Annotated in this window: 26 protein-coding genes and 1 pseudogene; 10 read left to right on the top strand and 17 right to left on the bottom strand. The window is 69.9% G+C overall.

Annotation, left to right across the window (positions count from 1 at the left end):
* Positions 1 to 101 precede the first annotated feature (101 nt).
* Together rpsN and rpmB are read right to left on the bottom strand one after the other, a co-directional pair.
* Positions 102 to 407, bottom strand: a complete 306-nt coding sequence (gene rpsN, locus OG956_RS06925) for a 30S ribosomal protein S14 (RefSeq protein ID WP_330337051.1) — start codon at positions 405 to 407, stop codon at positions 102 to 104.
* Complete coding sequence (gene rpmB / locus OG956_RS06920) at positions 407 to 643, bottom strand: 50S ribosomal protein L28 (RefSeq protein WP_053667034.1); 237 nt, start codon at positions 641 to 643, stop codon at positions 407 to 409. Before rpmB ends, rpsN begins: the two co-directional genes overlap by 1 nt.
* Before the next feature lie 81 nt (positions 644 to 724).
* Here rpmB and rpmG point away from each other — a divergent pair, with 81 nt between their 5' ends.
* The 4 genes from rpmG to rpsR are packed head-to-tail and all read left to right on the top strand — an operon-like array spanning position 725 to position 2581.
* Positions 725 to 889, top strand: a complete 165-nt coding sequence (gene rpmG, locus OG956_RS06915; RefSeq protein ID WP_014150502.1) for a 50S ribosomal protein L33 — start codon at positions 725 to 727, stop codon at positions 887 to 889.
* Positions 890 to 894: 5 nt separating this feature from the next.
* Positions 895 to 1152: a type B 50S ribosomal protein L31 gene (locus OG956_RS06910; protein WP_330337050.1), complete on the top strand. Its 258-nt coding sequence runs from the start codon at positions 895 to 897 to the stop codon at positions 1150 to 1152.
* Positions 1149 to 2318 carry a GTP-binding protein gene (locus tag OG956_RS06905; protein ID WP_330337049.1) on the top strand — a complete coding sequence of 390 codons (1170 nt, stop codon included), beginning with the start codon at positions 1149 to 1151 and terminating at the stop codon, positions 2316 to 2318. The genes OG956_RS06910 and OG956_RS06905 overlap by 4 nt, the downstream gene beginning before the upstream one ends.
* Before the next feature lie 20 nt (positions 2319 to 2338).
* Positions 2339 to 2581, top strand: a complete 243-nt coding sequence (gene rpsR, locus OG956_RS06900; protein WP_330337048.1) for a 30S ribosomal protein S18 — start codon at positions 2339 to 2341, stop codon at positions 2579 to 2581.
* Between the two features lie 24 nt (positions 2582 to 2605).
* Here rpsR and OG956_RS06895 read toward each other — a convergent pair.
* A pseudogene (locus OG956_RS06895) lies at positions 2606 to 2677 on the bottom strand (translation initiation factor IF-1); the annotation flags it as partial.
* 78 nt (positions 2678 to 2755) lie between these two features.
* Between OG956_RS06895 and OG956_RS06890 the strand changes: the two are divergent.
* Positions 2756 to 3244 carry a GNAT family N-acetyltransferase gene (locus OG956_RS06890; protein ID WP_330337047.1) on the top strand — a complete coding sequence of 163 codons (489 nt, stop codon included), beginning with the start codon at positions 2756 to 2758 and terminating at the stop codon, positions 3242 to 3244.
* 275 nt (positions 3245 to 3519) lie between these two features.
* Here OG956_RS06890 and OG956_RS06885 read toward each other — a convergent pair whose 3' ends face one another.
* The 6 genes from OG956_RS06885 to OG956_RS06860 form a co-directional block, all read right to left on the bottom strand.
* Complete coding sequence (locus OG956_RS06885; protein WP_330337046.1) at positions 3520 to 4224, bottom strand: hypothetical protein; 705 nt, start codon at positions 4222 to 4224, stop codon at positions 3520 to 3522.
* 73 nt (positions 4225 to 4297) lie between these two features.
* A complete protein-coding gene (locus OG956_RS06880) occupies positions 4298 to 4645 on the bottom strand; it encodes a DoxX family protein (RefSeq protein WP_330337045.1) in 348 nt (115 codons plus the stop codon).
* Positions 4642 to 6675, bottom strand: coding sequence for an acetoacetate--CoA ligase (locus OG956_RS06875; RefSeq protein ID WP_330337044.1), 2034 nt, complete (start codon positions 6673 to 6675; stop codon positions 4642 to 4644). The genes OG956_RS06880 and OG956_RS06875 overlap by 4 nt, the downstream gene beginning before the upstream one ends.
* Positions 6672 to 8294, bottom strand: a complete 1623-nt coding sequence (gene mhpA / locus OG956_RS06870; RefSeq protein WP_330337043.1) for a bifunctional 3-(3-hydroxy-phenyl)propionate/3-hydroxycinnamic acid hydroxylase MhpA — start codon at positions 8292 to 8294, stop codon at positions 6672 to 6674. Before mhpA ends, OG956_RS06875 begins: the two co-directional genes overlap by 4 nt.
* Complete coding sequence (locus tag OG956_RS06865; protein ID WP_330337042.1) at positions 8291 to 9268, bottom strand: fumarylacetoacetate hydrolase family protein; 978 nt, start codon at positions 9266 to 9268, stop codon at positions 8291 to 8293. The genes mhpA and OG956_RS06865 overlap by 4 nt, the downstream gene beginning before the upstream one ends.
* On the bottom strand, positions 9265 to 10410 hold the full coding sequence (locus OG956_RS06860) for a VOC family protein (protein ID WP_330337041.1): 1146 nt from the start codon (positions 10408 to 10410) through the stop codon (positions 9265 to 9267). Before OG956_RS06860 ends, OG956_RS06865 begins: the two co-directional genes overlap by 4 nt.
* A gap of 138 nt (positions 10411 to 10548) precedes the next feature.
* On the opposite strand from OG956_RS06860, the gene OG956_RS06855 reads away from it, so the two are divergent.
* The gene (locus tag OG956_RS06855) at positions 10549 to 11187 is read left to right on the top strand and encodes a TetR/AcrR family transcriptional regulator (RefSeq protein WP_330337040.1); all 639 of its coding nucleotides are present in this window, start codon (positions 10549 to 10551) and stop codon (positions 11185 to 11187) included.
* Here OG956_RS06855 and OG956_RS06850 read toward each other — a convergent pair.
* From OG956_RS06850 to OG956_RS06840, 3 genes are all read right to left on the bottom strand, one after another.
* Complete coding sequence (locus OG956_RS06850; protein ID WP_330337039.1) at positions 11153 to 11410, bottom strand: hypothetical protein; 258 nt, start codon at positions 11408 to 11410, stop codon at positions 11153 to 11155. The two genes, OG956_RS06855 and OG956_RS06850, sit on opposite strands and share 35 nt — an antisense overlap.
* A 108-nt stretch (positions 11411 to 11518) precedes the next feature.
* Positions 11519 to 12565 carry a zinc-binding dehydrogenase gene (locus OG956_RS06845; protein ID WP_330337038.1) on the bottom strand — a complete coding sequence of 349 codons (1047 nt, stop codon included), beginning with the start codon at positions 12563 to 12565 and terminating at the stop codon, positions 11519 to 11521.
* A gap of 160 nt (positions 12566 to 12725) precedes the next feature.
* Positions 12726 to 15947 carry a bifunctional cytochrome P450/NADPH--P450 reductase gene (locus tag OG956_RS06840; RefSeq protein WP_330337037.1) on the bottom strand — a complete coding sequence of 1074 codons (3222 nt, stop codon included), beginning with the start codon at positions 15945 to 15947 and terminating at the stop codon, positions 12726 to 12728.
* A gap of 249 nt (positions 15948 to 16196) precedes the next feature.
* Here OG956_RS06840 and OG956_RS06835 point away from each other — a divergent pair, with 249 nt between their 5' ends.
* From OG956_RS06835 to OG956_RS06820, 4 genes are all read left to right on the top strand, one after another.
* Entirely contained in the window at positions 16197 to 16865 is a 669-nt protein-coding gene (locus tag OG956_RS06835) for a TetR/AcrR family transcriptional regulator (protein WP_330337036.1), read from the top strand.
* Between the two features lie 1244 nt (positions 16866 to 18109).
* The gene (locus OG956_RS06830) at positions 18110 to 19063 is read left to right on the top strand and encodes an IS481 family transposase (RefSeq protein WP_330337035.1); all 954 of its coding nucleotides are present in this window, start codon (positions 18110 to 18112) and stop codon (positions 19061 to 19063) included.
* 44 nt (positions 19064 to 19107) lie between these two features.
* Positions 19108 to 20175 carry a S1 family peptidase gene (locus OG956_RS06825; protein WP_330337034.1) on the top strand — a complete coding sequence of 356 codons (1068 nt, stop codon included), beginning with the start codon at positions 19108 to 19110 and terminating at the stop codon, positions 20173 to 20175.
* 34 nt (positions 20176 to 20209) lie between these two features.
* Entirely contained in the window at positions 20210 to 20476 is a 267-nt protein-coding gene (locus OG956_RS06820) for a hypothetical protein (protein ID WP_330337033.1), read from the top strand.
* A gap of 324 nt (positions 20477 to 20800) precedes the next feature.
* On the opposite strand, the gene OG956_RS06815 is transcribed toward OG956_RS06820, so the two are convergent.
* The 5 genes from OG956_RS06815 to OG956_RS06795 all read right to left on the bottom strand — a co-directional run bounded on the left by OG956_RS06815 (position 20801) and on the right by OG956_RS06795 (position 24722).
* Positions 20801 to 21226 (bottom strand): SsgA family sporulation/cell division regulator, encoded by a 426-nt coding sequence (locus OG956_RS06815; protein ID WP_330337032.1) that lies wholly within the window; start codon positions 21224 to 21226, stop codon positions 20801 to 20803.
* 410 nt (positions 21227 to 21636) lie between these two features.
* Positions 21637 to 21966: an NIPSNAP family protein gene (locus OG956_RS06810; protein WP_330337031.1), complete on the bottom strand. Its 330-nt coding sequence runs from the start codon at positions 21964 to 21966 to the stop codon at positions 21637 to 21639.
* A 40-nt stretch (positions 21967 to 22006) separates the two neighbouring features.
* Entirely contained in the window at positions 22007 to 22429 is a 423-nt protein-coding gene (locus OG956_RS06805) for an SsgA family sporulation/cell division regulator (RefSeq protein ID WP_330337030.1), read from the bottom strand.
* Positions 22430 to 22673: 244 nt separating this feature from the next.
* Positions 22674 to 23087 carry a hypothetical protein gene (locus OG956_RS06800; RefSeq protein ID WP_330337029.1) on the bottom strand — a complete coding sequence of 138 codons (414 nt, stop codon included), beginning with the start codon at positions 23085 to 23087 and terminating at the stop codon, positions 22674 to 22676.
* A 552-nt stretch (positions 23088 to 23639) separates the two neighbouring features.
* Entirely contained in the window at positions 23640 to 24722 is a 1083-nt protein-coding gene (locus tag OG956_RS06795; RefSeq protein WP_330337028.1) for an AI-2E family transporter, read from the bottom strand.
* Positions 24723 to 24793: the final 71 nt, after the last annotated feature.

Raw genomic sequence — 24793 nt, 5'->3', positions numbered from 1 at the left:
CGCCGGGTCGTAGTTGGTGCGCGCCCATGGCGCGTTCGGAGCCGGATACAGATTCGGGCTGCGTCACTGGCGCGCCCGTTGTGAGCCCCTGTCGTGCCGGGTCACCAACTGCTTTTGGTCACGCCAGGGAGCTCGCCCGCGTGGGCCATCTCGCGTACGCGGATACGGGACAGGCCGAAGGCGCGCAGGTAGCCGCGCGGGCGGCCGTCCACCGAGTCGCGGTTGCGCAGGCGGGTGGCGCTGGCGTCGCGGGGCTGCCGGCGTAGTTCCCGCTGGGCGGCGGCGCGGTCCTCGTCGGAGCTTCCGGGGAACGCGATGATCGCCTTCAACGCGGCGCGGCGCGCGGCGTATCGGGCCACGACGGGGCGCCGCTGGTCGTTCTTCGCGATCTTGCTCTTCTTCGCCATCAGACCTTCCCTCCACGGGCGCGGATGCGGGCCACGGCGGCCTCGATGCCGATCGTGTCGACCGTCTTGATGCCCTTGGCCGAGAGCGTGAGCCGGACGTGGCGGCCTTCGCTCGGCAGCCAGTAGCGCTTGCTCTGGACGTTGGGATCGAAACGGCGCTTGCTCCGCCGGTGCGAGTGGGAGATGTGATGGCCGAAGCCGGGCTGTCGGCCGGTGAGTTGGCAGTGGGCGGACATGGCTGTTCCTCCTTGGGGTGGATGCAGCAGCACACTAGCGTCAGATGAAAATGAAAACCAATCTCTTGTATGGTGCTGTCCATGGCCCGTAACGAACTGCGCCCGATCATCAAGCTGAGGTCCACCGCCGGTACCGGCTACACCTACGTGACCCGCAAGAACCGCCGTAACAACCCCGACCGGCTCACCCTGCGCAAGTACGACCCGGTCGCCGGCCGCCACGTCGACTTCCGTGAGGAGCGCTGAGAGCCGTGAAGCCCGGAATCCACCCCGAGTACCGCCCGGTCGTCTTCCGTGACCGGGCCGCCGACTACGCCTTCCTCACCCGGTCCACGGCCACGAGCGACAAGACCATCGAATGGGAGGACGGCAACACGTACCCGGTCATCGACGTCGAGATCTCCTCGGCGAGTCACCCCTTCTACACCGGCACCCAGCGGGTCCTGGACACCGCGGGGCGGGTCGAGCGCTTCGAGCGGCGCTACGGACGCGGACGGAGCGAGCGGTGAGCGGGCACGAGGCGCGGCTGCCGGTGGCGATCGTCGCCGGGTTGCACGCGGACGCCCGCCGGGCCGCCGTCGAGGTGATCCTGCGTACGGTCCCCGGCTCGGTCGCGCTGCACCACGACCTGACGTCCGCCGCCGACAGCTCGGTGCGCCGAACGGTGCGCGACGCCGGCGGTTTGCTGGGCAGTGGCGACGCGCCCCTGGTGAACGACTGCGCGTGCTGCGCACTGCGCGAGGATCTCGTCCCCGAACTGCTGCGGCTCGCAGCGGAGGGAACGTACCGGCTGGCCGTCGTGGAACTGTGGGACTCCGTCGAGCCCCAGGCCATGGCCGCAGTCATCGCCGCCGCGGGCGCACCGCCGGCCCTGACCGGGGTCGCGACCGCGGTCGATCCGGCACTCGTGCTGCCGTACCTGTCCAACGGCGACGACCTGGCCGACGTCGGCCTCGCCGCCGCGCCGACCGACCAGCGCACGGTCGCCGACACCTTCGCCCGGCAGCTGGAGTACCCCACGGTGATCGCCCTCGGCCACGACGATTCCTGCGGCGAGGTCGCCGACGACACCGACCACGCGCTGCTCGCTCAGCTCACACCAGGCGCACGAAGCGTACGAGTGGGGAGTGACGGTGCCCTGGGGGCAGCGCTGTTGGCGGGCTTCGACGTGGCAGCGGCCGCCGCCCGTGTGCATCCCGCGTGCGCGCTGCTGCCGCAGTCGTGCGACGAGCACGGTGTGAGCACCTTCGTCTGGCGGCGCGAACGGCCCTTCCATCCGCAGCGCCTGTACGCGGCGCTTGAGGACCTCACCTGTGCCGCCGCGCGCAGTCGTGGACGGTTCTGGCTGGCGGACCGCCCCGACACACTGCTGTCCTGGGACGCCGCCGGCGGCGCGCTGTGCGTGGAGTCGGCCGGCCCCTGGCTGGCAGCTCTGCCCGACGCCGCCTGGGAGATGGTGCCCGCCGAGCGCCGCCTCGCCGCTTCCGTGGACTGGCACCCGGAACACGGCGACCGCTGCCAGCACCTCACCTTCACCTCGCCCGGCCTGGACCGCGACGGCCTGTCGGCCCTGCTCGACTCCTGCCTGCTCACCGACGACGAGTACGCGGCCGGCAGGGACCGCTGGAAGCAACTCCCGGACGCATTCGACGACTTGCTCGACCCCGTGACCTGAAGGAGAGGACCGACCTCCCCATGACCCGACGCACAAGCATCCGGCGCCAGACTGTCAAGCGTCAGCGCACCAACCCGCTGGACGCCGCCGGTATCACCTACATCGACTACAAGGACACCGACTTGCTGCGGAAGTTCATCTCCGACCGCGGAAAGATCCGCAGCCGTCGGGTGACCCACGTGACGCGTCAGCAGCAGCGGCAGATAGCACAGGCCATCAAGAACGCACGCGAGATGGCGCTCCTGCCCTACGGCTCCCGATAGGGCGATGGGCGCCGGCTCCTTCCGTCACGCCCTGTACCGGTAGTGGATCCGGCCGCGGGTGAGGTCGTAGGGGCTGAGTTCCACGAGCACTCGGTCCCCGGAGCGGTGCAGGAATCCTGACCGAGCTGCCGACCCGACGCACGACGGCACGTCCCGGTGCGAAATACTCTCCCGATGAGTTCACGTACTTTCCCGATCAGCCAGGCGATCACGATACGGAGGGCCGTTGCGCGGGATGCCAAACGGCTCACGCGGCTCGTGCGTGGCTCAGGCGCCTACGAGGGTAAGTACGCAGCCGCCGTCGCGGGCTACCGGGTCGGTCCTGATTACATCGAGGCCCACCGCGCCTTTGTGGCCGTCGGTGCCGACGCGCATGGAGGCCGGGTCCTCGGGTTCTACTCGCTCGTCCTTGCTCCACCGGAACTCGACCTGCTGTTCGTCGCCGACGAAGTGCAAGGACGGGGTATTGGACGGCTGCTCGTCGCGCACATGCGGTCCGAGGCCCGTGCCGCTGGGCTCGACCGTGTCAAGGTCGTGTCGCATCGTCCCGCCGAGGACTTCTACCACCGCGCCGGTGCGGTGCGGATCGGGACCGCGCTCGCGAACCCGCCCGCCGTGCCGTGGGACCGTCCCGAATTCGAGTTTCACGTTTCTTCGGATTGACGCGCTGTCCGGGGCGCAGGGCACCCGGCTTCGCCTGCACGGTGGCCGGCATACGGAGCCGCTGGGCGCCGCGCGCTCCGTGAGTGTCGTCGCCTCCGGCCTGGCGGGCGGGACGCCTGCGCCAGCGGTTGGGGGAGGTGGAGTATGGCCCGAACGATTGCTCGACCTCGCGGCGGCCGGTTGCGCCGACTGGCGCGAGTGATCGGTGCGGTGGCTGTGGTGGCACCGGCTGGGCCGGTGTCACCGCTGCTCACGTCAGAGGGCGGACGGCGATGTCAGCGGTTCGTGTCGGCGTCGCCGTCGTCGTTCGGAGGCTCTCCCTGTCTCCTGCCGCCCGGAGGGGAGCCGTTCCCGTGCTCTTCCAGCAGTTCGAGGAGCGCGGCATCCGCTCTTCTCTGGTCTTCCTTCGTCAGCTCGACCGGTGCGTTGTTGTAGACGGTGTAGCGACCTGGATCGATGATGTTGGCGGCCCTCAGGATGAATGTCAGCAGGGGGCGCCATCCCTTGCGGTGGCCGACCCGCACCTGTATCTGGGCCTTGTAGTCACGGGCCTCCGGGAGGAATCCGGAAAACGGGGCCTCGAACTCCAGGAAGAGTTGTTGCGCTTCTCTGCCGGGCACGACGAATCCGGCGGGCAGCTTCGTCTCCTCGTCCGGCCCCGGTTGGAGCCGGGACGGGGAGGACACCCACAGGAGTGGCAGATGAGAGGCGGGTTCATCGGGGAAGGTCAGGATGAGGTCCTGCACGACGATCGGTTTGGGACCGGTGTTGTGCACGACGAGCGGCAGTCGTAGGCGTGCCGTGGAACCGTGGATGATCGCCGCGAAGGCATGAGGTTCCCACGCCTTCAGGCGTCCCTGTCGGGCGTTGAGCCACCAGAACGACGCGACGGTGAACAGCAGTGCGCAGACTGATACCACACTGGCGCCGGTAAGCGATGAGGACGCGATCTGATCCGCCGCGACCATCAGCGGAACCACAGATTCAGTCTGCCAGTCCCGTGGTGGGCTCGCTCACAGGACGAGTGGCCGCGGACCATTCCCCAGGAACAGATCACAGGTCGGCGAGGAGTACGAGATACCAGGCGACCAGGGCCGCGCACGCCACCGCGGGGACGAGCTTGGGCACCCCGTCGCCCTTGCGTACGTGCGTGGTCACGGCACCGGCGAGCAGCATCAGCAGCCCGATACCGGCCAGGCCGCCGCACAGCGGTACGACCGGGCCGAGGGCCACGCCGATGGCGCCCGCCAGCTCCAGGCCGCCGATGACCCGGTAGGCAGCGGTTGTGAAGCCGGCGTGGGCGGCCAGCTCGGGCATCGGGCCCAGGGCCAGGATCTTGGCCACGCCCAGCAGGGCGAAGACCAACGCGATGAGACAGGTCAGCGAGGCGGAGAGGATCACGAGACGCCCTCGGGGGTGTGCGGGTGGCGGAGCCGGCGGCGTTCGGCGCCCAGGCCGGCGAAGTAGGCGATCAGGTCCGGGTTGTCGACCGCGGAGGGGTTGAGGACCTGCTCGGCGGGTGTGCCCTGGAGGAGGCGTTTGACCGGGACCTCGAGTTTCTTGCCGGTCTTCGTGTGCGGGATGGCCGGCACGGCGAGGATCTCGTCGGGGACGTGGCGGGGGGAGGCGCCGGTGCGGATCGCGTCCCGGATCCGGTCGCGCAGGGCGTCGTCGAGGGCGACGCCGGGGGCGGGGACGACGAACAACGGCATCCAGTAGCCGCCGTCGGGTTCCTCCGCGCCGATGACGAGGGCCTCGGCGATCTCGGGGAGGCGTTCGACGATGTCATGGATGTCGGCGCTGCCCAGGCGTACGCCGTTGCGGTTCAAGGTGGCGTCGGAGCGGCCGTGCACGATCACCGAGCCGTGACCGGTGACCGTGATCCAGTCGCCGTGCCGCCACACGCCCGGGTAGGCGCTGAAGTAGGCGTCGCGGTAGCGGCTGCCGTCGGGGTCGTTCCAGAAGTACAGCGGCATCGACGGCATGGGCCGCGTGACGACCAGTTCCCCGACCTGGTCGACGACCGGCCGTCCCGCGCCGTCGTACGCCGCGAGCGCCACGCCGAGGTTGGGGGCGGACAGCTCGCCCGCCCAGACGGGAGTCGTGGGGGCGCTGCCGGCGAAGCCGGAGACGACGTCCGTGCCGCCGCTGGTGGAGGCCAGCTGGACGCCTGCGCCGACGTGGTCGCGGACCCAGGGGTACGCGGAGGCGGGCAGGGCGGAGCCGGTGCAGCCGATGACGCGGATCGCCGACAGGTCGTGCACGGCCGGGTCGACGCCGAGCTTCGCCATGGCCAGCAGGTACTGGGGGCTGGTGCCGAAGACGGTGACCCTGTGCCGGGCTGCCAGCTCCCACAGGACGTCCGGGCGCGTCACCGGCGCGGGGCTGCCGTCGTAGGTGCAGGTGGCGGCACCGGTCAGCAGGGTGGAGACGACCAGGTTCCACATCATCCAGTGGGTGGTGGTGTACCACAGCAGGCGGTCCCCGACGCCCAGGTCGCAGTGCAGGCCGAGGGTCTTGAGGTGTTCCAGCAGGACGCCTCCGTGGCCGTGGACGATGCCTTTGGGCAGGCCTGTGGTGCCGGAGGAGAAGACGATCCACAGCGGGTGGTCGAACGGAACCGGGGTGATGGTGAGGTACTCGGTGCGGCCGGCCGCGTCCTCCCAGGGAACCGTCAGCTTCGCGGCCCGGGTCGCGGGCCACGCGAGGCCCAGGTGATCCACGAGGACCGTGGCCTTGAGCGTGGGCAGGGCGGCAGCGAGGTCGAGGGAGGCTGCGCGACGGTCGTGGCGGGTGCCGTTGAAGAGGTAGCCGTCCGCGGTGATGAGCACGGTCGGTTCGAGCTGGGCGAAGCGGTCGGCGGCGGCCTGGGGCGCGTAGTCCTGGCCGCACACGGACCACACCGCGCCGAGGCTGGCGGTGGCGAGGAAGGCGATGACGGCGTGGGGGGTGTTGGGCAGGTAGCCGACCACCCGGTCGCCCTGTCCGACGCCCAGGTCGCGCAGGGTGGCCGCGACGGAGGCGACCTGGGCGCGGAGCTGCCGGCCCGTGATCTCGTAGCAGGCGCCGGTCTCGTCCAGCGCGGTGATCGCGAGGGCGTCCGGATGCGGGTTGCGCAGTGCGTGGTGGGCGTAGTTGAGGGTGGCGCCGGGGAACCAGCGGGCGCCGGGCATGGTTTCCTCGGCCAGCACCCGCTCGTACGGAGTGGCGGCGTCGATGTCGAAGTACTCCCACACCGCGGCCCAGAACCCCTCCAGGTCCGTGACGGACCAGTGGTGCAGGGCCTGGTAGTCGGTCGGGTCCGGAATCCCTTCGGCGCCCTGGTGTCGGGCGGCCCAGCGGGCGAAGTCCGCGATGCGGCTGCCGGCGGCCGCTGGGGGGTCGGGCGGCAGGAAGGGCTCCGGACAGGGCGTGGAGTGCGGGGTGGTCATGGTGTGGTGTTCCTCGGCAGGGGGTCGGGCCGGGCTTCGGCGGGGCGGCGGGCCGTGTGCAGCAGGGGAGCCCAGGCGGCGGCGTCGGTGAAGTCGCCGGTGCCGGTGGGGACGGTGTCCATCACGACGCGGTCGGGGCGCAGCAGGACGGCGTCCGCCCGGCCGCGTGCCAGCCAGGCGGCCAGCGTGCCGTCGTCGTCCAGGTCGCCGACATGGATCACGGATGCGCCCAGGGCCGTGGCCACGCCCGTCATCCGTGCCGTGGGCGGCAGGGCGGTCAGCACGGCGAAGGAGTCCCCGAGGATGTCGTCGAGGCGCTCTCGCCTGCCGTCGACGATCACCCAGGGTTGCGGGCAGAAGGTGCCGGCCAGTGAGCGGCCGGTCAGCCGGGGGCGGCGTCGTACCAGCGGATTGGCGGTCAGTGCGGGACTGAGGTCGCGGCTCACCGCCGCGGTCACACCGGGGATGCGGCAGGCCGCGCCCACCACGGCCCGGCGGATGGCCGCACCGCGGTCCTGTCCGCCGGTCATGGCCCAGCCGACGGCGACCGCAAGACGGATCACATGGCGGGCGTGCGGCTTGCGCTCCTGCTGGTAGGTGTCCAGCAGTCGGTCGTCCGCGCCCTGCTGAAGGACGCGGGCGAGTTTCCAGGTGAGGTTGCGGGCGTCGCGCAGGCCCGCGCACAGGCCCTGCCCGATGAAGGGCGGGGTGAGGTGGGCGGCGTCGCCCAGCAGGAAGACACGTCCCCGGCGCCAGCGGTCGGCGAGGCGGGCCCGGAAGGTGTACTGCGCCTGCCGGATCACCTCGAAGTCGTCGTCCTCCGACCCGTCGGACGGCAGATCCACCCAGGGGGCGACCAGCTCGTGCAGCTGCTCCAGCCCTTCCGGGCCGTCCAAGGGCTCACCCTCGGCCAGCCGGAACTCCCAGCGGTAGCGGTCTTCGCCGACTCGCATGAAGGTGGCCGGGCGGGTGGGGCAGCAGATCTGTTCGGCGCCTTCCCAGGTGCGCACCGGGAGGCTGGTGCGCACGTCGATGACCCGCCAGCTCTCCTCGAAACGCAAGTCCTCCCACACGGCGCCGATGGCGTCGCGGGTGATGCTGCCCGCGCCGTCGCAGCCGAGGACGGCGTCGGCCCACACGTGCTCGTCCTCGTCGCTGCCGTCGCGGCGGAAGGTGACCCGGACCGGAGCCGTTCCGTCGGTGTCCTGGCTGACGGACACGACCTCCACCCCGCCCCGCAGCTCGCACTCGGGGCGACGGGCCAGGGCGTCGCGCAGCAGCCGTTCCAGCTCTGGCTGGTCGAACATGCTGGTCTGCGGGAAGCCGTGGTGGCCGCGCAGGGACCGTGGGAACTCGGCGATCACGCGGCGCCGGGCGTCCAGCAGCCGCAACCCGGGCGCCGGCCTGGCGAGGGTGGCGAACTCCTCGTGGACGCCGACGCTCTGCAGGATCCGGCGAACCTCGTCGTCCACGACGACGGCGCGCGGAAGGGGGTAGATGTCCCGGTGGCGTTCGAGGAGCAGGCTGGGCACTCCGTGCCGGGCGAGCAGGAGCGCGGCCGTGACTCCGACGGGTCCCGCGCCGATGATCACTACCGGTCTCCGGGATGCGGCGCTCACGTCGCGTCCGCCACAGCGGTCCGCTGCTCGCCGAGGTCGATGCGCCCGTCGGGGGTGGCGATCGTGGCGGTGACGAGGTCACCGTCGCGCAGGTACAGGGGGTTCTTGGCCTGGCCGTTGAAGAACGCCTTCCACTTCAGCGCGGGCGGAAGCAGCGCGGCGATCTTCTCGACCGGCTTGGGCGGGGCCTTCAAGGCCGTGCCGCCGGGCGTACCGGTCAGCAGCAGGTCGCCCGGGTCGAGGGTCTGGAAACGGGCGAGCAGGGTGAGCGCCTGCGCGGGCCGCACGATCATGTCGGCCAGGGTGCGGTCCTGACGCGTTACGCCGTTCACCGACAGCCGCAGTCGCAGGTCGATCAGACGGTCGAAGTCCTCCGGCTCCAGCAGGGCCAGGTACGGACCCGTCGGCGTGAAGGTCGGGTAGGACTTGCTCTCGTAGAACTGGGTCTTGGTCAGCTGGACGTCGCGGGCGCTGACGTCGTTGGTGAGGACGAGCCCGGCGACGTACGAAGGAAGGTCCTGCTCCTCCACAACTGTGCCCACCGGGAGCGTCGCGCCCATGACGAGGCCGAGTTCGACTTCGTAGTCGAGGAACTTCACGTGCGCCGGGCGGACGATCGTGTCGTGCGGGCCGCTGACCGAGCCGGACGCCTTGCGGAAGAAGGTGGGCGGGATGTCGCCCGTGAAGCCCGAGTCCTTGGCGTGGCTGCGGTAGTTGACCATCTGGGCGACCACCCGGCAGGGGGTGGTGACCGGGGGCAGCGCCACCAGGTCGGCGACGGGCGTGCCGTTCTCGCCGGAGGCGGCGGCCTCCTGCACCGCGGCCCGGTCGGCCAGCAGTTCGGCGGTGGTGACGGCTTTGGTCTCGACGCGGACGGCGCGCTCGGTGGTGGTCCCCCCTGCTCGGGCGGAGTCGAGAGCTTGGGGGAGGACGGCCCACCAGCCGTCGGGGGTGCGCAGGACGTTGGTGCTCATGAGCTCATCGCTTTCATCAGGCCCAGCAGGCGTGCGGGGTCGAGTTCGTTGTCGCCGCGCAGGGCCGTCATGACCTCGCGGAGCTTGGCGGGGGAGGGGTTGGTGCCCAGGAAGTCGCGGGTGACGGGCGGGCCCCACTGGGCCAGGCCGCTCGCCGACATCGGCGCCCAGCCGGGTTCCAGGTCGCAGGAGAACAGGTCGCCGTCGGCGAAGTGCTCCAGCATGAAGCGGTCGGGGTCGCGCCAGTAGTCGAAGAGCTGGCTGCCCTGGATGTGTCGGCCGATGCCCCAGCTGCGCTGATAGCCGCGCTCGGCGAGGTACTCGCCGCCGGCGGCGATCGCGTCGAGGTCGGTGACCTGGTAGGCGGAGTGGACGTAGCCGGTGCCCGGCCCGAGGTGCAGGGCGAGGGTGTGGTGGTCGACGGGCAGGCTGCCCTGGTCGCAGCGGATGAACGCCATGGTCGGCCCGCGCTGGCGCTGCCCGTCCAGGAACAGGAAGTCGGACACGATCATGCCGAGGGTGTCCAGGTACCAGTCCAGTGTGCGGGTGAACGTCCGCGTCTCCAGCACCACATGGCCGAGGCGCTGGATGCGGGACGGCTCACGGGGCGGGCGCTGGGTGGTGTTCGTACGACGGCCTTCGATGCCGGTGTTGAGGATCAGCGGCTGCTGCCCGGGCAGCGCGGGAAGCGGTTCGGCGCAGTGCACCACCCGGACCGGGAGTCCCGAGGGATCGAACAGGGCGACCGACCGGCCGCCGCCGGGGACGTCGATGTCCCGGACGGTGTTTCCTACGGCGGCGGCGAGCCGGTCCACATCGGTCCGCTCGGCCGCGCGGAACGCCGGCCCGACGAAGCGGGACGCCTGCCCGCGCCGGATGACCATGCAGGGAGGGCCCGCGAACGTGCCGCGCAGCCACAGCTCGTGATCGGTGCGGGCGGCGATCGCGAAGCCGAAGTCACGGGCGAACACCTCGGCCCGGTCCAGGTCCGGCTTCTCGAACTCCAGCCAGGCCAGGTCCGCCACTTTGATCACGGGATTCCGGGCTCGTCCGGGGTGTTCACCGCGTAGGGCGCCCTGCTCGCTGTGGAGGTCTTGGTGGGGCGTCAGAGGACCGCCCTTGTTAACGGGGATGTGGGACATGGTGTCCTCCAAGCAACACTGCCGTAATGAGGAAATCATCAACTCTGCCGTTTCTCTCCGTCAATAGGTGCAGCCCAAATAATTGAGGATCTCATCAGTAATGGCAGAGTCATCGTGGCGACGGTTACACTGGGCCGTATGCCGACGTCAGCTCCGCCCAAGAACCGCTTCGAACGGCGCCGTGCCGAGACCCGCCAGGCGCTCGTCCGCGCGGCCCGGCAGATCCTCGCGGAGACCGGGGACACGAGCGCAAGCATCCAGGCCATCGCCGAGCGCGCCGATGTCGGCTTCGGGTCCTTCTACAACCACTTCGAATCGAAGACGGAGCTGTTCGACGCGGCGGTGACGGACGCCCTGGAGGAGTTCGGGCAGGTCATCGACGCGCGCGTGGAAGGCATCGACGACCCGGCCGAGCTGGTCGCGGCCGGCTTCCGGCTCACCGCCCGGATGGCCGACTCCCACCCGGAACTCATGCGAATCCTGCGCGACCGCGGCCTGTCCCACATCCACTCCGACCGCGGCCTCGCCCCACGCGCCCTGCGCGACCTGGAGATCGGCATCGCCTCGGGCCGCTTCACCTGCAGCAACGCCACCACCGCCCTGTCCGCCCTGGGCGGCACCCTGCTGTCCCTGGTGGCTCTGCGGCTGGACCGCCCGGACCTCGACGGCGACGAGGCCGCCTCCGACCTGGCCGAGATGGTCCTGCGCATGCTCGGCCTCGCTGCGGACGACGCCCACGAGGTCACCCGGCGCCCGCTGCCCGATCTCGCCCGATGACCTCCTGCACCTGAAACGCGGCCCTCTGTGGTGCTACGCCGGCGGCGAGGAGGAACGCGGTTGCCACGGTGCGCCGGGCGACGCCGGCCGCCTGAGAGATGCTGTCGAGACTCGCGTCCGGGTCCTCCCGCAGTTTCCGCCGGGCGGCCGCGAGGATGCGTCGGCGGTCGGAGTGAGCATCCTTGCGCCGCCAAGTACGGCCCGGGGTGTCGGTCGTCTGCATGGTTCTGTCTCTCCACGGTTGCCGGAAAGCCGTGGGCGCCGGTGCTCCCTCACGCACCGGCGCCCACTCACCCCTGCCCAGGGTGGCTTGTCGTCCTGCTGACAGGCGTCAGGGGACGAGGATGAGGCGGATCGGGTCGCCGATCTTGTTCTCCAGTCGGTGGACGGCGTCGGCGGCCTCGACGAGCGGGATGTGGTCGGTGATGGAGGGGGCCAGGTCGAGGCGGCCGGCCGCGGTCAGCTGCACCAGCTCGGAGACGGACTCGGGGAAGCCGCCGTAGTGGCCGCGCACCTGCTTCTGCAGGTAGTTGAAGGTCAGGCCCTCGGTGATGGTCAGCGGCCGGGGCGTGATGCCCACCAGGATCAGGGAGCCGCCCAGGCCGAGGACGGAGGCGGCCTGGTCGCGGACGGCGGGGACGCCGGCGCAGTCGAAGGCGAAGTCCAGGCCGCGTCCGCCGGTGGCTGCGCGGACCCGGTCGGCGAAGTCGGGGGCTGCCGGGTCGAGCGCGAGGTCCGCGCCGAAGGCGAGAGCGCGCTCGCGGGCGCTGGGCAGCGGGTCGACGGCGATGATCGGGGCGGCGCCGACCAGGCGGGCGAGGCGTACGTTGTGCGCGCCGACCCCGCCCACGCCCCACACCCCGACGGACTGGGCGGCACGGACGCCTGCGGTGGCGACGACGGCGGCGTAGGGGGTGGAGACCGCGTCGGGGATGATCGCGGCCTGGTCGAAGGGGAGGCTGTCGGGGATGGGGATGAGGGTGTCCTCCCGGGCGACGACGTACTCGGCCCAGCCGCCGTCGTAGTCGATGCCGGCGGTGAGCATCCGGGTGCAGGGGCGATGGCGCACGCACCCGGCGCACGTGCCGCAGGTCTTGCCGGCCTCCAGGGTGACGCGGGTGCCGACGGGCAGGCCGCGCTTGAGGCCGGGGCCGAGCGTGTGGATCACACCGGAGACCTCGTGGCCGACGGTGATGGTGTCGGAGGTGGCGAACAGCGGGACGAGGGAGCCGTCGAGCAGGTGGACGTCGGAGAGGCAGACGCCGGCGGCCTTGACCTCGATGAGGACCTCGCCCGGGCCCGGCACGGGGATCGGGACCTCTTCCACGGCGAACTTCTTGCTGTCCAGGTGGAAGCGTCCGGCGAGCATGGTGTCCATGGTGATCTGCTTTCTGTGAGCGGCACGGCCCGGTGGTGCGGGCCATGGGTGCCATGGGGTGTCTGAATGGCTGGTGGGGCCGGGAGGCGTGCGGGGGAGGCAGGACGTCCGCACGCCTCCCGGCGGTCGGGGGTCAGCGCGCCTTGACGGCGTGCGACGGTCAGGCGAAGACGTCCTGCTGGTAGCGCTCTTCCGCTTCGAGCTGGGCGAGCCACTGCTGGGCGGTCTCGTCGTCGCTGCCGGTCTTCTGGCGGTGGATGGCGGCGAGGGCCTCGCGGACGGCGGGTGCCATGCGGCGGCCGTCACCGCAGACGTAGATGTACGCGCCGTCCTGGATGGCCTGCCACACCGTGTCGGCGGCGTTGGCTATGGCGTTCTGCACGAACCGGGCCGGGTGGCCGGTCACCGCGGAGTAGGCGGTGTGCACCCGGGCGATGCCGGCCTGCTCCCAGTCCTGCATCTCCTGGCGGTAGAAGTAGTCGTGCTCCGGGTGGCGGCAGCCGACGAACACCTGGGACAGGCCCACCTGGGTGCCGTTCGCGTGCTGTGTCGCCCGCTCCTCCAGGAAGCCGCGCAGCGGCGCGATGCCGGTGCCCGGGCCGATCAGGATCAGCGGCGTGGCGGGGTCGGCCGGCGGTGCGAACGTCGGGGAGGGCACGCGGACGTAGCCGTACACGACGTCACCGGGTTCGAGGCCCGCGATGTAGGCGGAGCAGGTGCCGCGGTACTGGCCGTCCCCGGACAGGGCCGGGCCCTCCAGCAGGCCGACGGTCAGGCGGACGTGGCGCGGGTTGGCGGACGGGGCGGAGGAGATGGAGTAGAAGCGCGGCCGGATCGGGCCCATCATCTCCAGGAACACCGCCAGCGGCAGCTCGACGGCCGGGAAGCGCTCCAGCAGGCCCAGCACCGAGATGCGCTTGCCGAGGATCTCCTTCTGGTAGCGCTCCTCGGCCTCCTGGGTGTCGGCGGTGTACGCCTGGAGCTGCGGCCGGGTCCACGGGCACTCGGTGTACTCGGCGAGCGTCTGGATCTGGGACCGGGTGGCGACGTCCTGCAGCTCCAGGAACTCGGTGAGCAGGATGCCGGCGGTGACCGGGGTGCCGACCGGCAGGTGGGTGCGGCCACCGGCCGGCTGGTCGAGCCGGAGCACCTGGTCGTACTCGACGCCGAGCCGCCTCAGGGCGCGTTCCACCAGGGCGAGTTCGTTCTTGGCGAAGACGGCCAGGTGGTTGCCGGTGTCGTAGGTGACGCCGTCGGGCAGCTCGAAGGCGATGGACTTCGCGGACGGGCGCGGCGGCTCGATGCTGAAGTCCCACAGTCCGGTCGCGTCGGCCACGAGCTCCTCGTTGGCCACCACGGTGAGCGGGTACGCCTGCTCGGAGACGATGGCGGGACGCACGTCGGCCTCGGTGAGCAGCTGGACCTGGTAGCGCGGGCCGCTCGCCTGGGAGGTGTCGGCGGCGTACTCCTCGGCCAGGGTGGCCCACAGGGTGTCCATCCACCGTGTGGCCATGCCGTCGAAGTCTCCGGCGGCGTCCGCGATGCCGCGCTCGACGATGGGGGTGGCGCCGGCGGCCAGCAGACCTTCCTCGATCCGCTTGGGGAATGCCTGGTAGGTGGCCACCCACTGGGTGTTGCCGGCGCCCAGCAACGCGTACCGCACGTTGGACAGTGAGCCCTCGGGCAGTCCGGCGGCGAGCAGGTCGTCGAAGCGCTGGGCGTTGTCGGGGGCCTTGCCGTTGTAGCTGGCGGCCACGACGACGAGCAGGCCCTCGGTGGGCAGGTCGTCGCCCAGCTCGTCCAGGCTGACGAGGATGGTGCCGAAGCCGGAGCGCTCGCCGCGGTCGGCGATGGTGCGGGCCAGGTCCTCGCAGGAGCCGAGGCTGGAGCCGTAGGCGACGGTCAGGTTCACCCCGACGCCGCTGACCGCTGCCTGCGCCTGCGTGTCGCCGGTCTGCAGGTCCGCGGCGCCGAAAACGGTCCGCTGGTGGTCCTGACGCTTACGGACGACCAACTGGAAGTCGCCGGGCTTGCGCGTCAGCGCCTCGCGGACGTCCATCTTGTAGTCGGTGGTGTCGGAGAACCTGAACTTCTGCAGCACGAGCGCAAGCGCCAGGCGGGCCTCGGTGAGCGCGAACTGCCGGCCGATGCAGGCACGCACACCGTTGCCGAACGGCTTGTAGGCGTGCGGGTGCTGCTGGGCGCGGTTCTCCGGCAGCCACCGGTCGATGTCGAACTCCTCCGGCCGGTCCCACGCCTTGGGGTGGGAGTGCAGCGCGCCCATGAGGATGTTGGCCCTGGTTCCCTTCTTCAGCTCGTACCGGTCGCCGATGACGGTGTCGTCGATGGGCGCCTTGGCGATCAGCGGGATCGGAGCCCACAGGCGCAGGGTCTCCTCCAGGATCCGCGGGATCACGTCCAGCTGCATGATCGTGTCGTAGTCCGGGACCGTGTCACCGGGCAGCAGGCGGTCCACCTCGGCGTACGCCTGGGCCAGGACGTGCGGGTTGCGCATCAGCGAGTACGTGGCGAACGACAGCAGGCCACTGGTGGTCTCGTGACCGGCGATCAGGAAGGTCACCACCTGGTCGCGGACGTTGTCGTCCGCCAGCAGCTTGCCGGTCTCAGGGTCGGTGGCCTCCAGCATCAGGCCGAGCAGGTCCTCCTCGCCGGTGCCCTTCCCCTCGCGGCGCTCCTTGATCACGCTCTCGACCAGGTCGCGCATCAGCTGGATGTTCTGGCGGTACTTCCTGTCGTCCGCCTTGCGGAGCTTGGTCATCATCGGCAGCTCCTGGGAGCGCCGCATCGACTCGATCAGCGCTTCCAGCAGCGAGTTGAGGAAGGGGTGCAGTTCCTCCTTGTCGAAGGACTTGAACCGGTAGCCGAAGCCGGACAGGGCGATGGTGTCCAGGGTGAGCCGGGTGTAGTCGTCGGTGATGTTGACCGGCTGACCCTCCCGGCGCTCCCACTTGCCGACGAGGTTCTGGGCGATCTCCAGCATCTGCCCGAAGTAGGTCTTCATGGCCCGCTGGCTGAAGGCCGGCAGCAGGATCCGGTGGGCCATGGCCCATTCCTCTTCGTGCTGGTGGGCCGTGAACAGGCCCGCCCCCGTGTAGTCCCGCACATGGCTCAGCGGCGTCTTGTCGATCTGCTTGAAGAACCGCGTCTCGTCGCAGACCTCGGCCACCAGGTCCGGGTCGTAGACGAAGACCTGCTCGATGCCGGCGATGTCCATGCCGTAGATGCCCTCGGGGAACTGCTTGGACAGCTCACCGAAGTACTCCACCGGATTGGTGTCGGGGATCTGCGGCGTGTTGCCGAGGAGGGGGATCCCGCGCGGGGACCGGATGGGGCGAAGGTCGTTCGCGGAGTGCGTGGTCATGTCTTGCTCCTCTGCGGAGGGTGGAGGGGGTGGGCAAGGGCGCGCTGCGCAGGTCGATGCCGTGGCGCCGTACGGAAACATACGCCGTATGGAATTGGAACCATACGCGGTACGGAAAGTGGAGTGCAACCCCGGGTCTCCAGGTGGAACCGTGATGAAGCTCATTTCCATACTGTGTACGGAACTGGTACCGTACGAGGTATGGAAAAGAAGGTGAGACGTCCCCCGCGGGGAACGAGGAAGAGAGACGTGCCTCTGACCGAGGCCGGGATCTACGCCGCCGCCCTGCGGCTCATCGACGCGGACGGTGTCGAGGCGCTCACCATGCGCAAACTCGCCACCGAGCTCGACGCGAATCCGATGTCGCTGTACCACCACGTGCCGAACAAGGAAGCCGTGCTGCGTGGCGTGACGAGAATGGTCGGCGCCCAGTTCCGCACCGTGACACTGGAGGACGCGCCCTGGCAGGAGCGGATCCGCCTGCTCGCCACGGACTTCCGGACCCTGGCGCACCGTCACCCCAAGCTGATGGCCTACTCGTTCAGCCACCAGCCGGACTTCATCCAGCCCGACGACCCGTTCTGGACCGCGCTCACCGCGATCGTGGCGGCCGCCGGGGTACCGCGGTCGAAGGCCGCGGAGATCGCCGCGCTGATCGCCGCCGTCGTCGTCGGTGTCCTCGCCGCCGAACTCAACGGCGCTCTCCACCAGTGGTCGACCCTCAAGCCCCACGGCCCTGAAGCCGACGAGGACGGGGCCGCGGACGCACACCCTGGCTCTGCGAGTGCGGCCCCTGAAGGCCCTGACCAGGACCACATGTTCCGCCTCGTGATGGACACGCTGATCACGGGCCTGGAAAGCCGGCTCGCCGGCGATCCGGGACGGCCGGGGCGCCGACCTCTGAGCCAGTCATCCTGAGGCGCTGCGCCCAGGCACTGCCGCCTGAGGCGCGCCCCGCAGTAGGGCGATCTCAGGCTGCGACACACGGGAGCCCCCCGTCACATCGGGTGAGACCGCCCGGCGGGGTGGTTCCACATCCAGCCTCTACACGGCAGCCGTATGCCGACGCCGCACCGTGAAATCACCATGGTCGTCGGCTTGTTCCTGGTCTCCCTCCCGGAAGGGGGACCGTCGGCCTCGTCGAGCTGAATCACCCGCGTTCACCGAGGCGGCTACGCCGCCGAGTGCTCCCGCCCGTGAGCGCGAAGTGGCGCCCCGTACCGGATGAGCCCTACCCGATCTCTCGATCCCTTCTTTTCTCTCTTCCCCCATCCCCCCATCCCCCCATCCGCTGTCCGGAGGGCTGCCCCCATGTCCCAGAACGCCATGGCCACCGCCGGGGCCGCTGTTCTTCGAGCGCTTCTTCGTCGGGAACAACCTGGGACGCGACACCGTGAACGCCGTCGTGGACGCCGCTTTGCGAGGTTGGTCCCAGGTGTAGCGGCTTGCGGCCGCGAAGCAAGCCAGGCCATCCGTCCGACAAGGTCTCCGCCCTTCAATTCTTCGCAGCGGGTTACGCCTTGCTTCCGCAGCGGCTTCGCCGACCATGTTCGCCGATGCTCTGCTCGCCTGGGCGGTGTACATGGCCCCGGTCTCGTAGGGCTCCAGGAAACGCAGCGTCTGGCAGTGGCCAGGACCCTGGGCGCCGGCGTTCGGGTCGCTCGCTCCGGACCACGGACCCGCTAAGGCGTGAGATCAGAGCGCCGCGATGGCCTGCGGGGGCCGGCTGCGCATTCGAGAGTCGACGCCAACGACCGAAAACGAGCACACGGTACCGTGGCCCGCCCCTGACCCCGGTCGTCGCCGCCACAGGCCACCGAGAGCCAGTTCCTCGGACTCGCCGTGTACGCGGCGCAGCTCTCCGACGGTCTCCTGACCGCGCCTCAATTACTGGTGACAGCAGTTAATTTGCCGCTTCGACCGGTGGGTACGTACCAATGTGTTACGCGCGTAAATTCTGCCTCCGGCTTCTTGTTCACCGACCGCGGGGCACGGAATACTCCCGTCGGAACTTGTCAGGGACACGCTGTTCGCGAGGGCTCTAGTTGTTCTGTCCAGGGAGGTTGGTGACGGACGGCACGGCTGGGTGGTCTTGAACGGGTGAGGGCCTTCCGGCTTCGGTGTGGATTGCGACATCTCCACCGAGCACCGAGAAGGCCCTCTTGCCCCACCGTAATGCACCGCTGACCGAGACCGGCCGTCTTCGCCTGGCCCGCTGTGTGGTCGAGGACGGCTGGCCCCTGCGCCGGGCTGCCGAACGTTTCCAGGTCTCACCGACCACGGCCCAGCGATGGGCCGACCGCTACCGCCAGCTCGGCGAGGCGGGTATGAGCGACCGCTCCTCCCGACCGCGCACAAGCCCGCGCCGTACTCCGACCCGCACCGAGCGCCGGATCATCAAGGTCCGCGTGCTGCGCCGGTGGGGACCGGCCCGCATCGCACACCTGCTCCGCCTGGTTCCCTCGACGGTGCACCGCGTGCTGACCCGCTACGGCCTGGCCCGCCTCACGCACCTGGACCGGGCCACGGGCCGTGTCATACGCCGCTACGAACGCGACCGCCCCGGTGAACTGGTGCACGTCGACATCAAGAAGCTCGGCAACATCCCCGATGGCGGCGGCCACAAGGTCCTCGGCCGACAAACGGGCCGCAAGACCCGCGCCAACGCCGGCTACAGCTACCTGCACACCGCCGTCGACGACCACTCCCGCCTGGCCTACAGCGAGATCCACCCGGACGAGAAGAAGGAGACTGCCACCGGCTTCTGGACTCGGGCGCAGGCGTTCTTCACCGGCTGTGGGGTCACCGTCGAACGAGTCCTGACGGACAACGGCGCCTGCTACCGCTCACGCGACTGGCGAGACCTGCTGACGGCGGCAGGGATCACCCACAAGCGAACCCGGCCCTACCGGCCCCAGACCAACGGCAAGGTCGAACGCTTCAACCGCACCCTGCTCGACGAATGGGCCTACGCCCGCCCCTACCGCTCCGAGCAGGAACGACGCGACGCCTTCCCACAATGGCTGCACACCTACAATCACCACCGCGGACACACCGCACTCAAGGGCCACCCACCCGCCAGCCGCGTCCCCAACCTCTCAGGGCAATACATCTAGTGCCGCCCTGACGGGTCTCGCCTGTCCCCACCCAGGAGGAACGAGTGAAGGTCAAGACCCTCCGCACCGCCAGACGCTCCGGGCTGATCGCCTTGGCGTCCGGGCTCCTCGCGGTGTCGCTCACCACGCCCACCGCCCAGGCCGCCCCCTCGGCCAAGGCCTCGCCCGAGGCCGCGGCCAAGCTCACCAAGACCCTCGGCACCACCTCGACGGCCGGCTCGTACTACGACGCCGAGACCAAGTCCGTGGTGGTCAACGTCACCACGCGGAAGGCCGCGGAGGCCGTCCGCGAGGCCGGTGCCGTGCCGAGGCTCGTCACCCACAGCTCAGCGCAGCTGGCCAAGGCCGGCGCCGCCACCAAGGCTGCCGACATCCCCGGCACCGCCTGGGCCGTCGACCCCAGGAGCAACAAACTCGTGGTGAGCGCCGACAGCAGCGTCTCGCGCGCCGGCCTCGCCGAGCTCAAGTCCGCCATCGCCTCCTACGGCGACGCGGTCACCGTCAAACGAGTCAGCGGCACCTTCAGGAAGCTGCTCAACGGCGGCACCGCCATCTACGCCGACGCCGGCTGGCGCTGCTCCGTCGGTTTCAACGTCCGGAGCAGCAGCGGCGCCTACTACTTCCTGACTGCCGGTCACTGCACCGACGGTTACCCGAACTGGTACACCAACTCCGGCCTGACCACCTACGTCGGCCCGACCATCGACTCCAGCTTCCCCACCAACGACTACGGCATCGTCCGCTACGACAACACCGGCGTCAGCCACCCCGGCACCGTCAACCTCTACAACGGCACCAGCCAGGACATCACGTCCGCCGCCAACGCCTACGTCGGCGAGTCGGTCAAGCGCAGCGGTTCCACCACCGGCGTGCACGGCGGGACCGTCCAGGCCCTCAACGCCACGGTCAACTACGGTGGCGGCGACGTCGTCTACGGCCTCATCCAGACCAACGTCTGCGCCGAGCCCGGCGACTCCGGCGGTTCGCTGTTCGACGGCACCAAGGCGATCGGTCTGACCTCCGGCGGCAGCGGCGACTGCACCTCCGGCGGTACGACCTTCTTCCAGCCGGTGACCGAGGCGCTGAGCGCGTACGGCGTCAGCGTGTATTAGGTCCTCCTCCCTCTCCCGAGCGTTGACGACGCACGTGACCGCCGCCCGGAAGGCGGCGGTCACACGCGGCCTGTGGGAGCGCCGCTCCGCCAACCCGCCCTTCGCCTCCTGGGGGACGTTCGCGGGCGACAACGGTGAGGACAACGCCGCGCACACGCCCTGGGCCTGGGACGACGGGGACGACGGCAGCGATCTGCAGGACGGCTCGATCGCGCCTGACTCCGCGTACCTGATCTCCCAGTTCTTCGCCAACACCGCTCCGCTCAGCCTCACCTGCACCCGCAACGCCTACCGGTCCTGACGGGCACACCGAAGAGAGGGCTCGTGAACCCTGCAGCAGACTCCGGCCGAGGCCTGGACCGGCGTACCATGCTCCGCGGCGCGCTGGGCCTGACGGCCGCGCTCGGTACGGCGGCGACCGTCAGCCTCGTGTCGGCCCCCGCGCCTCGGCCTACGGATGGACCCGCACTCTTCAGCAGGGCGACAGCGGCTCCGATGTGAAGACCGAGGCCGGCTTCGGCCCGGCCGTCCTCGACGCCACGACTGCGGACCTCCACTCACCATGGCGGTGAACACCGAGGCGCAGACGTCCGTGTGCCTGCCTCAGGTCGCACCCTGACAGGACTCACCCTTCGGCGAGGAAGTGCGCCGGCAAGCGGTCGAAGTCGCTGTGGGCGAGCTCGGCCCCCCGGGGCACCACTGCCTCCGTTTCCTGCAGGAACGCCTTGAACTCCTGCGCTGGGGCCTTGAGCAGGGCCGTACCGGATGGCGGGTTGAGAAGGATGTACAAGTCGCGGCGGCCCTCCTCGCCGGAGGGCCATATGCGAACGTCTCCCTCGCCGGCGGGGCCCTCCAGGCCGTCGATCAGCACATCGCGCCCGATGATCCATTCCACCGGCTCGTGGCTGTCGACATCGGTGGTGAATGCGGCATGGACCACATAGGGATCACTCGGCTCGTACCGCAGATTCATGATCATGGGCAAGGACGTCGCATGCACGCCGACAAGCTTCACAGGCAGCCCCTGGATCACAGTTCTCAATGACTTCATCGGGTCTTACTCCTGGTGCTTCGAGTCATCCGGGGAGGGCATCGGAAGGGCTGTCGACGGATTCAAAAGGGCTGCACAGAGACGCGGTTACTGCGAGGACCGGTGGCGGTCGGCACGAGGACACCCGCAGGAGCAGTTCTTCGTGCCGTCGGCAAGGGCGCCCGGCCGACGGGAGCAGGCGAGGCCACTACTTTTGGCCGGGGCCATCACGGAGATGTGGCCAACGGTGGTTGCCGGACAAAGGGCGCCCTTGGTCTCAGCGATCGACGCTGTACCGGTCGTGGTTGCAGTGAACCGACTCGTCACGGTCCCCACCTCGACGCCGGCCGTGGTTGCCGGGGCCCGGTCACGCAGGGCAGAGCCGCCGGATACAGGCCCTTCCGGCCGCGTCACTCGTCGCAGGGCGACCGTCAGCGCAAGGGAGAGTCCACGGTGGGCGTCAGCAGGGTCTCGTCGAGGCCGACGATCTGGCTGATGTCGAAGCCCGCCATGTCCGCGCGGAATTCAGGACTCGACAGGTATGTCTCCAGCCGCTCCTGCACGTCGTCGGCGTCCCTGTAGGAAACGAGGGCGTACAGCCGGGGAGTGTCGCTTCCGGGCGCCGCGGGCACCGTCCAGACGCCGTGGGTGGTGATCCGGTGCTTGGCCATACCGGGAATGTGCTGGGCCCAGATCTTCTCGTAGGCGGTGAGCGCGTCGGAGCTGCGCAGGGTGTAGACGCGAAGCTGGTACTGGGACATGACACTGGTTCCTTTACTTCTGAGCATGGATGGTCGGCGGTCAGCCTCGGGGGAGGAGGTGTGCCAGTTCGGCATCCCAGTCGATGAGTCCGGACTCGGTCCCCCGTGGCACCAGAGCCTGGGTGTCCTGAAGGAAGGACGAGATGTCCTGCACGGGGACGTCGAGCAAGGCGGTGCCTGCGGAAGAACCGAGGGCGATGTAGATCGACTCGTCACCCCGCCCTGCGGCCGACCAGATCCGGGCGTCCGCGTGGCCTGCGGAACCCTCCAGGCCGTCAGCCAGAAGATCCCGCCCCAGGATCCATTCGACCGGCTCGTCACAGTCGACGAAGAAGGCGGCACGGACGACATAGGGATCAGCGGGCTCGTAGCGCAGACGTACACATAGAGGCAACGAGTAGACGTGCGAGACGACCAGCTGCACGGCCACCCGCCGTTCTACGACCTTCAAGGACTTCTTCATCGGCTTCCGCTCCCGGGTATGGCTCGGCGGTGCCTCACACCGGCCGGTGGCGAAGAGGCAGCGCGGGCGGAGGCGGTACAGCAGGGCGCGGGCGCCGGACGGCACCGGCGCACCGCATCAGGAGTGGCGCTGCACTCACTCGGCCGGCAGTCGGGGATGCCACCCCCCGACCGCCGGACGGGCCCCCGCCGCCGGCAGGGACAGGGCCGAGGGGAACTACTTGCGCACATGGCCGATACCCGTCTCACCGGTCGTCGCGGCTCACGTCATGGTGGTGCCTGCCCCCGCCGTCGTGCGCGCAGCGGTCCCCGTCGTGGCGGTAGGACCTGTCGGACGTCCAGCCGTGTCCCTCGCCCTCCCAGCGGTAGAAGTGACCATCGCGGTAGTAGAGCCCGTCGCAGTCGTGCCGGGTCGAATCGCTGCCGTGGCGGTCCTGGTGCCAGCCGCGGGTCTCGTCGCAGGAGTAGCCCCGCTCGAGCAGGTAGCCGACACCGTGGTCCCAGCTGTAATCAGCGGCCACGGCCCCGTCGGTCCGGTGCTGGGCGTGCGTGGACGCAAGGGGCGCGGCCGAGGCGGTGCCACCGGCACCGAGGACGGCGGCACCGGCGACCGCGACGGAGGAGACAGCGAGGGCGATGCGCTTCGCGAGCTTGTTCATGATCTTTCCTTCCCGAGGGGGTGATCTGGGCCAACGGCGGTTCTGCCAGGCGATGTATGACGCCCGGCGCGGCCCGAGCGAGCACTTCCATACGCTGTATGGAAGTGCGCTTTCATTCTTACCATACGCCGTATGGAAATGTCGAAGTGACGAAGGTGACCGTTGACCGGCTGGCACGAGCGCCAGCAGATGTCGTTCTTCGGCGCGAGCTGCCCGTCGCCGTCCTCTCGGCACGCCGGCCTTCTTCGCCTTGGCCGCGGCAGTGTGTGTCCCCTCGGCGCAAGCGCCAGGACGCGGTCGGGTTGGCCCGGCGGCGGGACGGCGGCCGGAGCGGGGCCTGGTGATCGGTGGCTTCACCGGCCCGGAGTTCGCCTCAGCCCGGGCAGTGAGGGCTCGAAGTCACGGATGCGTCCAGTTCGCCCGTCCGTTCAAGCTGTGCCCTGCAACCCCGACCGGCCTGTCAAACGATCTTTCGCCTGACGAGGAAAGGCCCAGCCGTCGACCCGGGCGAACTCCTCGCTGCGCTTGTGGCGGCCGGCTTCCACGGGGCCGTCATCCGGGGGCGTCGGACCGGTCGGCGTTCTCGGGGCCGTTGTCTGCCCGTGTCGGCAGCCCCAGTGGCCGACCGCCGCGGTGAGCCCAGATGTCACCGAGGACGACCTGGATGATGCCGGTGACGGGAATCGCCAGCAGGGCACCGAGGATCCCGGCGACTTCGGCGGCGATCAGGGTGGCCAGCAGCACGGTGAGGGGGTTGAGTTTCACCGTCCGAGACAGGATGACCGGTTGCAGGAGGTGGTTTTCGGCCTGCTGATAGACGATGAAGAAGATGATGGCCCCGATGCCGGCCGGCAGGGAGTGGACGAACGCCACTGCGGAGGCGACGACAGCTCCTATGGTGGCTCCCACCAGGGGAATGAGGTCGGTCACGGCGACGAAGAGGGCCAGCAGGCCGGCGAACGGCACTCCGGAAACCAGCAACACGACGTAGGTCAGAAGCCCGCAGATGACGCTGATCAGCAAGTTCCCGGTCAGATAGCCGTTGACGGTACGGGCGCACGCGGCTCCGACGCGGCGTATGCGGGCCGCGGGCGCCTCGTCCACGAGGGCCAGGGACCGGTCTATGGCCTTGGGGCCCTCCAGCACCATCAGATAGGCCAGCACGAAAATGGTGAGAGCGCCTGCCGCGGTGCTCGCTGCACCGCGGAGGAACTTCGCGATGGGCGTGCTCAGGCCGGTGGCGAACCCGTGGATCTGCGCCTGATGGTGCTGGACATACTGCAGAGCGTGCGTCCGTTCCAGCAGGTTGCCGACTGGCCCGCGGCCGGCCTGGGCGTCCCTGATCATCGCGGGTAGGCGACCGGCGAACCGGCTTCCCTCCTGGGCCAGGGGGATGACGAACAGGGCGATCACCGCGCCGACGGCCGCGGCCGCAGCCAGGAAGACCAGCAAGGTGGCCACCGGCCGTCGGCACCGCGGCGCCCGTCGCTGCAGGGCTTCGACCGCCGGATGAAGTGAGACGGCCAGGAACAACGCGATGACCGCCCAGATCAGGACCCGGCGAGCCTGGACCACCAGCTCGAGTACGACGTAGGTGGCGAGCACCAGGCCGATGGTGGCGAGGATGGTCCGCACCGGAACCGGACGCGTCGCCATGGGCATCGGGTGCCCAGCCCCGGTCACGGGAAAACGAGGAGACCTCTTCG

It is taken from the genome of Streptomyces sp. NBC_00557 (assembly GCF_036345995.1).
In the GTDB taxonomy this organism is placed as follows: domain Bacteria; phylum Actinomycetota; class Actinomycetes; order Streptomycetales; family Streptomycetaceae; genus Streptomyces.
The sequence above is the reverse complement of the archived record's forward strand: the minus strand, read 5'-3'. Positions and strand labels throughout refer to the sequence as shown.

Excerpts from the sequence above, each read along its gene's own strand:
- rpsN (WP_330337051.1), bottom strand. The coding sequence starts at position 407 with ATGGCGAAGAAGAGCAAGATCGCGAAGAACGACCAGCGGCGCCCCGTC.
- rpmB (WP_053667034.1), bottom strand. The coding sequence starts at position 643 with ATGTCCGCCCACTGCCAACTCACCGGCCGACAGCCCGGCTTCGGCCAT.
- rpmG (WP_014150502.1), top strand. The coding sequence starts at position 725 with ATGGCCCGTAACGAACTGCGCCCGATCATCAAGCTGAGGTCCACCGCC.
- rpsR (WP_330337048.1), top strand. The coding sequence starts at position 2,339 with ATGACCCGACGCACAAGCATCCGGCGCCAGACTGTCAAGCGTCAGCGC.
- OG956_RS06890 (WP_330337047.1), top strand. The coding sequence starts at position 2,756 with ATGAGTTCACGTACTTTCCCGATCAGCCAGGCGATCACGATACGGAGG.
- OG956_RS06875 (WP_330337044.1), bottom strand. The coding sequence starts at position 6,675 with ATGACCACCCCGCACTCCACGCCCTGTCCGGAGCCCTTCCTGCCGCCC.
- OG956_RS06865 (WP_330337042.1), bottom strand. The coding sequence starts at position 9,268 with ATGAGCACCAACGTCCTGCGCACCCCCGACGGCTGGTGGGCCGTCCTC.
- OG956_RS06860 (WP_330337041.1), bottom strand. The coding sequence starts at position 10,410 with ATGTCCCACATCCCCGTTAACAAGGGCGGTCCTCTGACGCCCCACCAA.
- OG956_RS06855 (WP_330337040.1), top strand. The coding sequence starts at position 10,549 with ATGCCGACGTCAGCTCCGCCCAAGAACCGCTTCGAACGGCGCCGTGCC.
- OG956_RS06850 (WP_330337039.1), bottom strand. The coding sequence starts at position 11,410 with ATGCAGACGACCGACACCCCGGGCCGTACTTGGCGGCGCAAGGATGCT.
- OG956_RS06845 (WP_330337038.1), bottom strand. The coding sequence starts at position 12,565 with ATGGACACCATGCTCGCCGGACGCTTCCACCTGGACAGCAAGAAGTTC.
- OG956_RS06840 (WP_330337037.1), bottom strand. The coding sequence starts at position 15,947 with ATGACCACGCACTCCGCGAACGACCTTCGCCCCATCCGGTCCCCGCGC.
- OG956_RS06815 (WP_330337032.1), bottom strand. The coding sequence starts at position 21,226 with ATGAAGTCATTGAGAACTGTGATCCAGGGGCTGCCTGTGAAGCTTGTC.
- OG956_RS06810 (WP_330337031.1), bottom strand. The coding sequence starts at position 21,966 with ATGTCCCAGTACCAGCTTCGCGTCTACACCCTGCGCAGCTCCGACGCG.
- OG956_RS06805 (WP_330337030.1), bottom strand. The coding sequence starts at position 22,429 with ATGAAGAAGTCCTTGAAGGTCGTAGAACGGCGGGTGGCCGTGCAGCTG.
- OG956_RS06800 (WP_330337029.1), bottom strand. The coding sequence starts at position 23,087 with ATGAACAAGCTCGCGAAGCGCATCGCCCTCGCTGTCTCCTCCGTCGCG.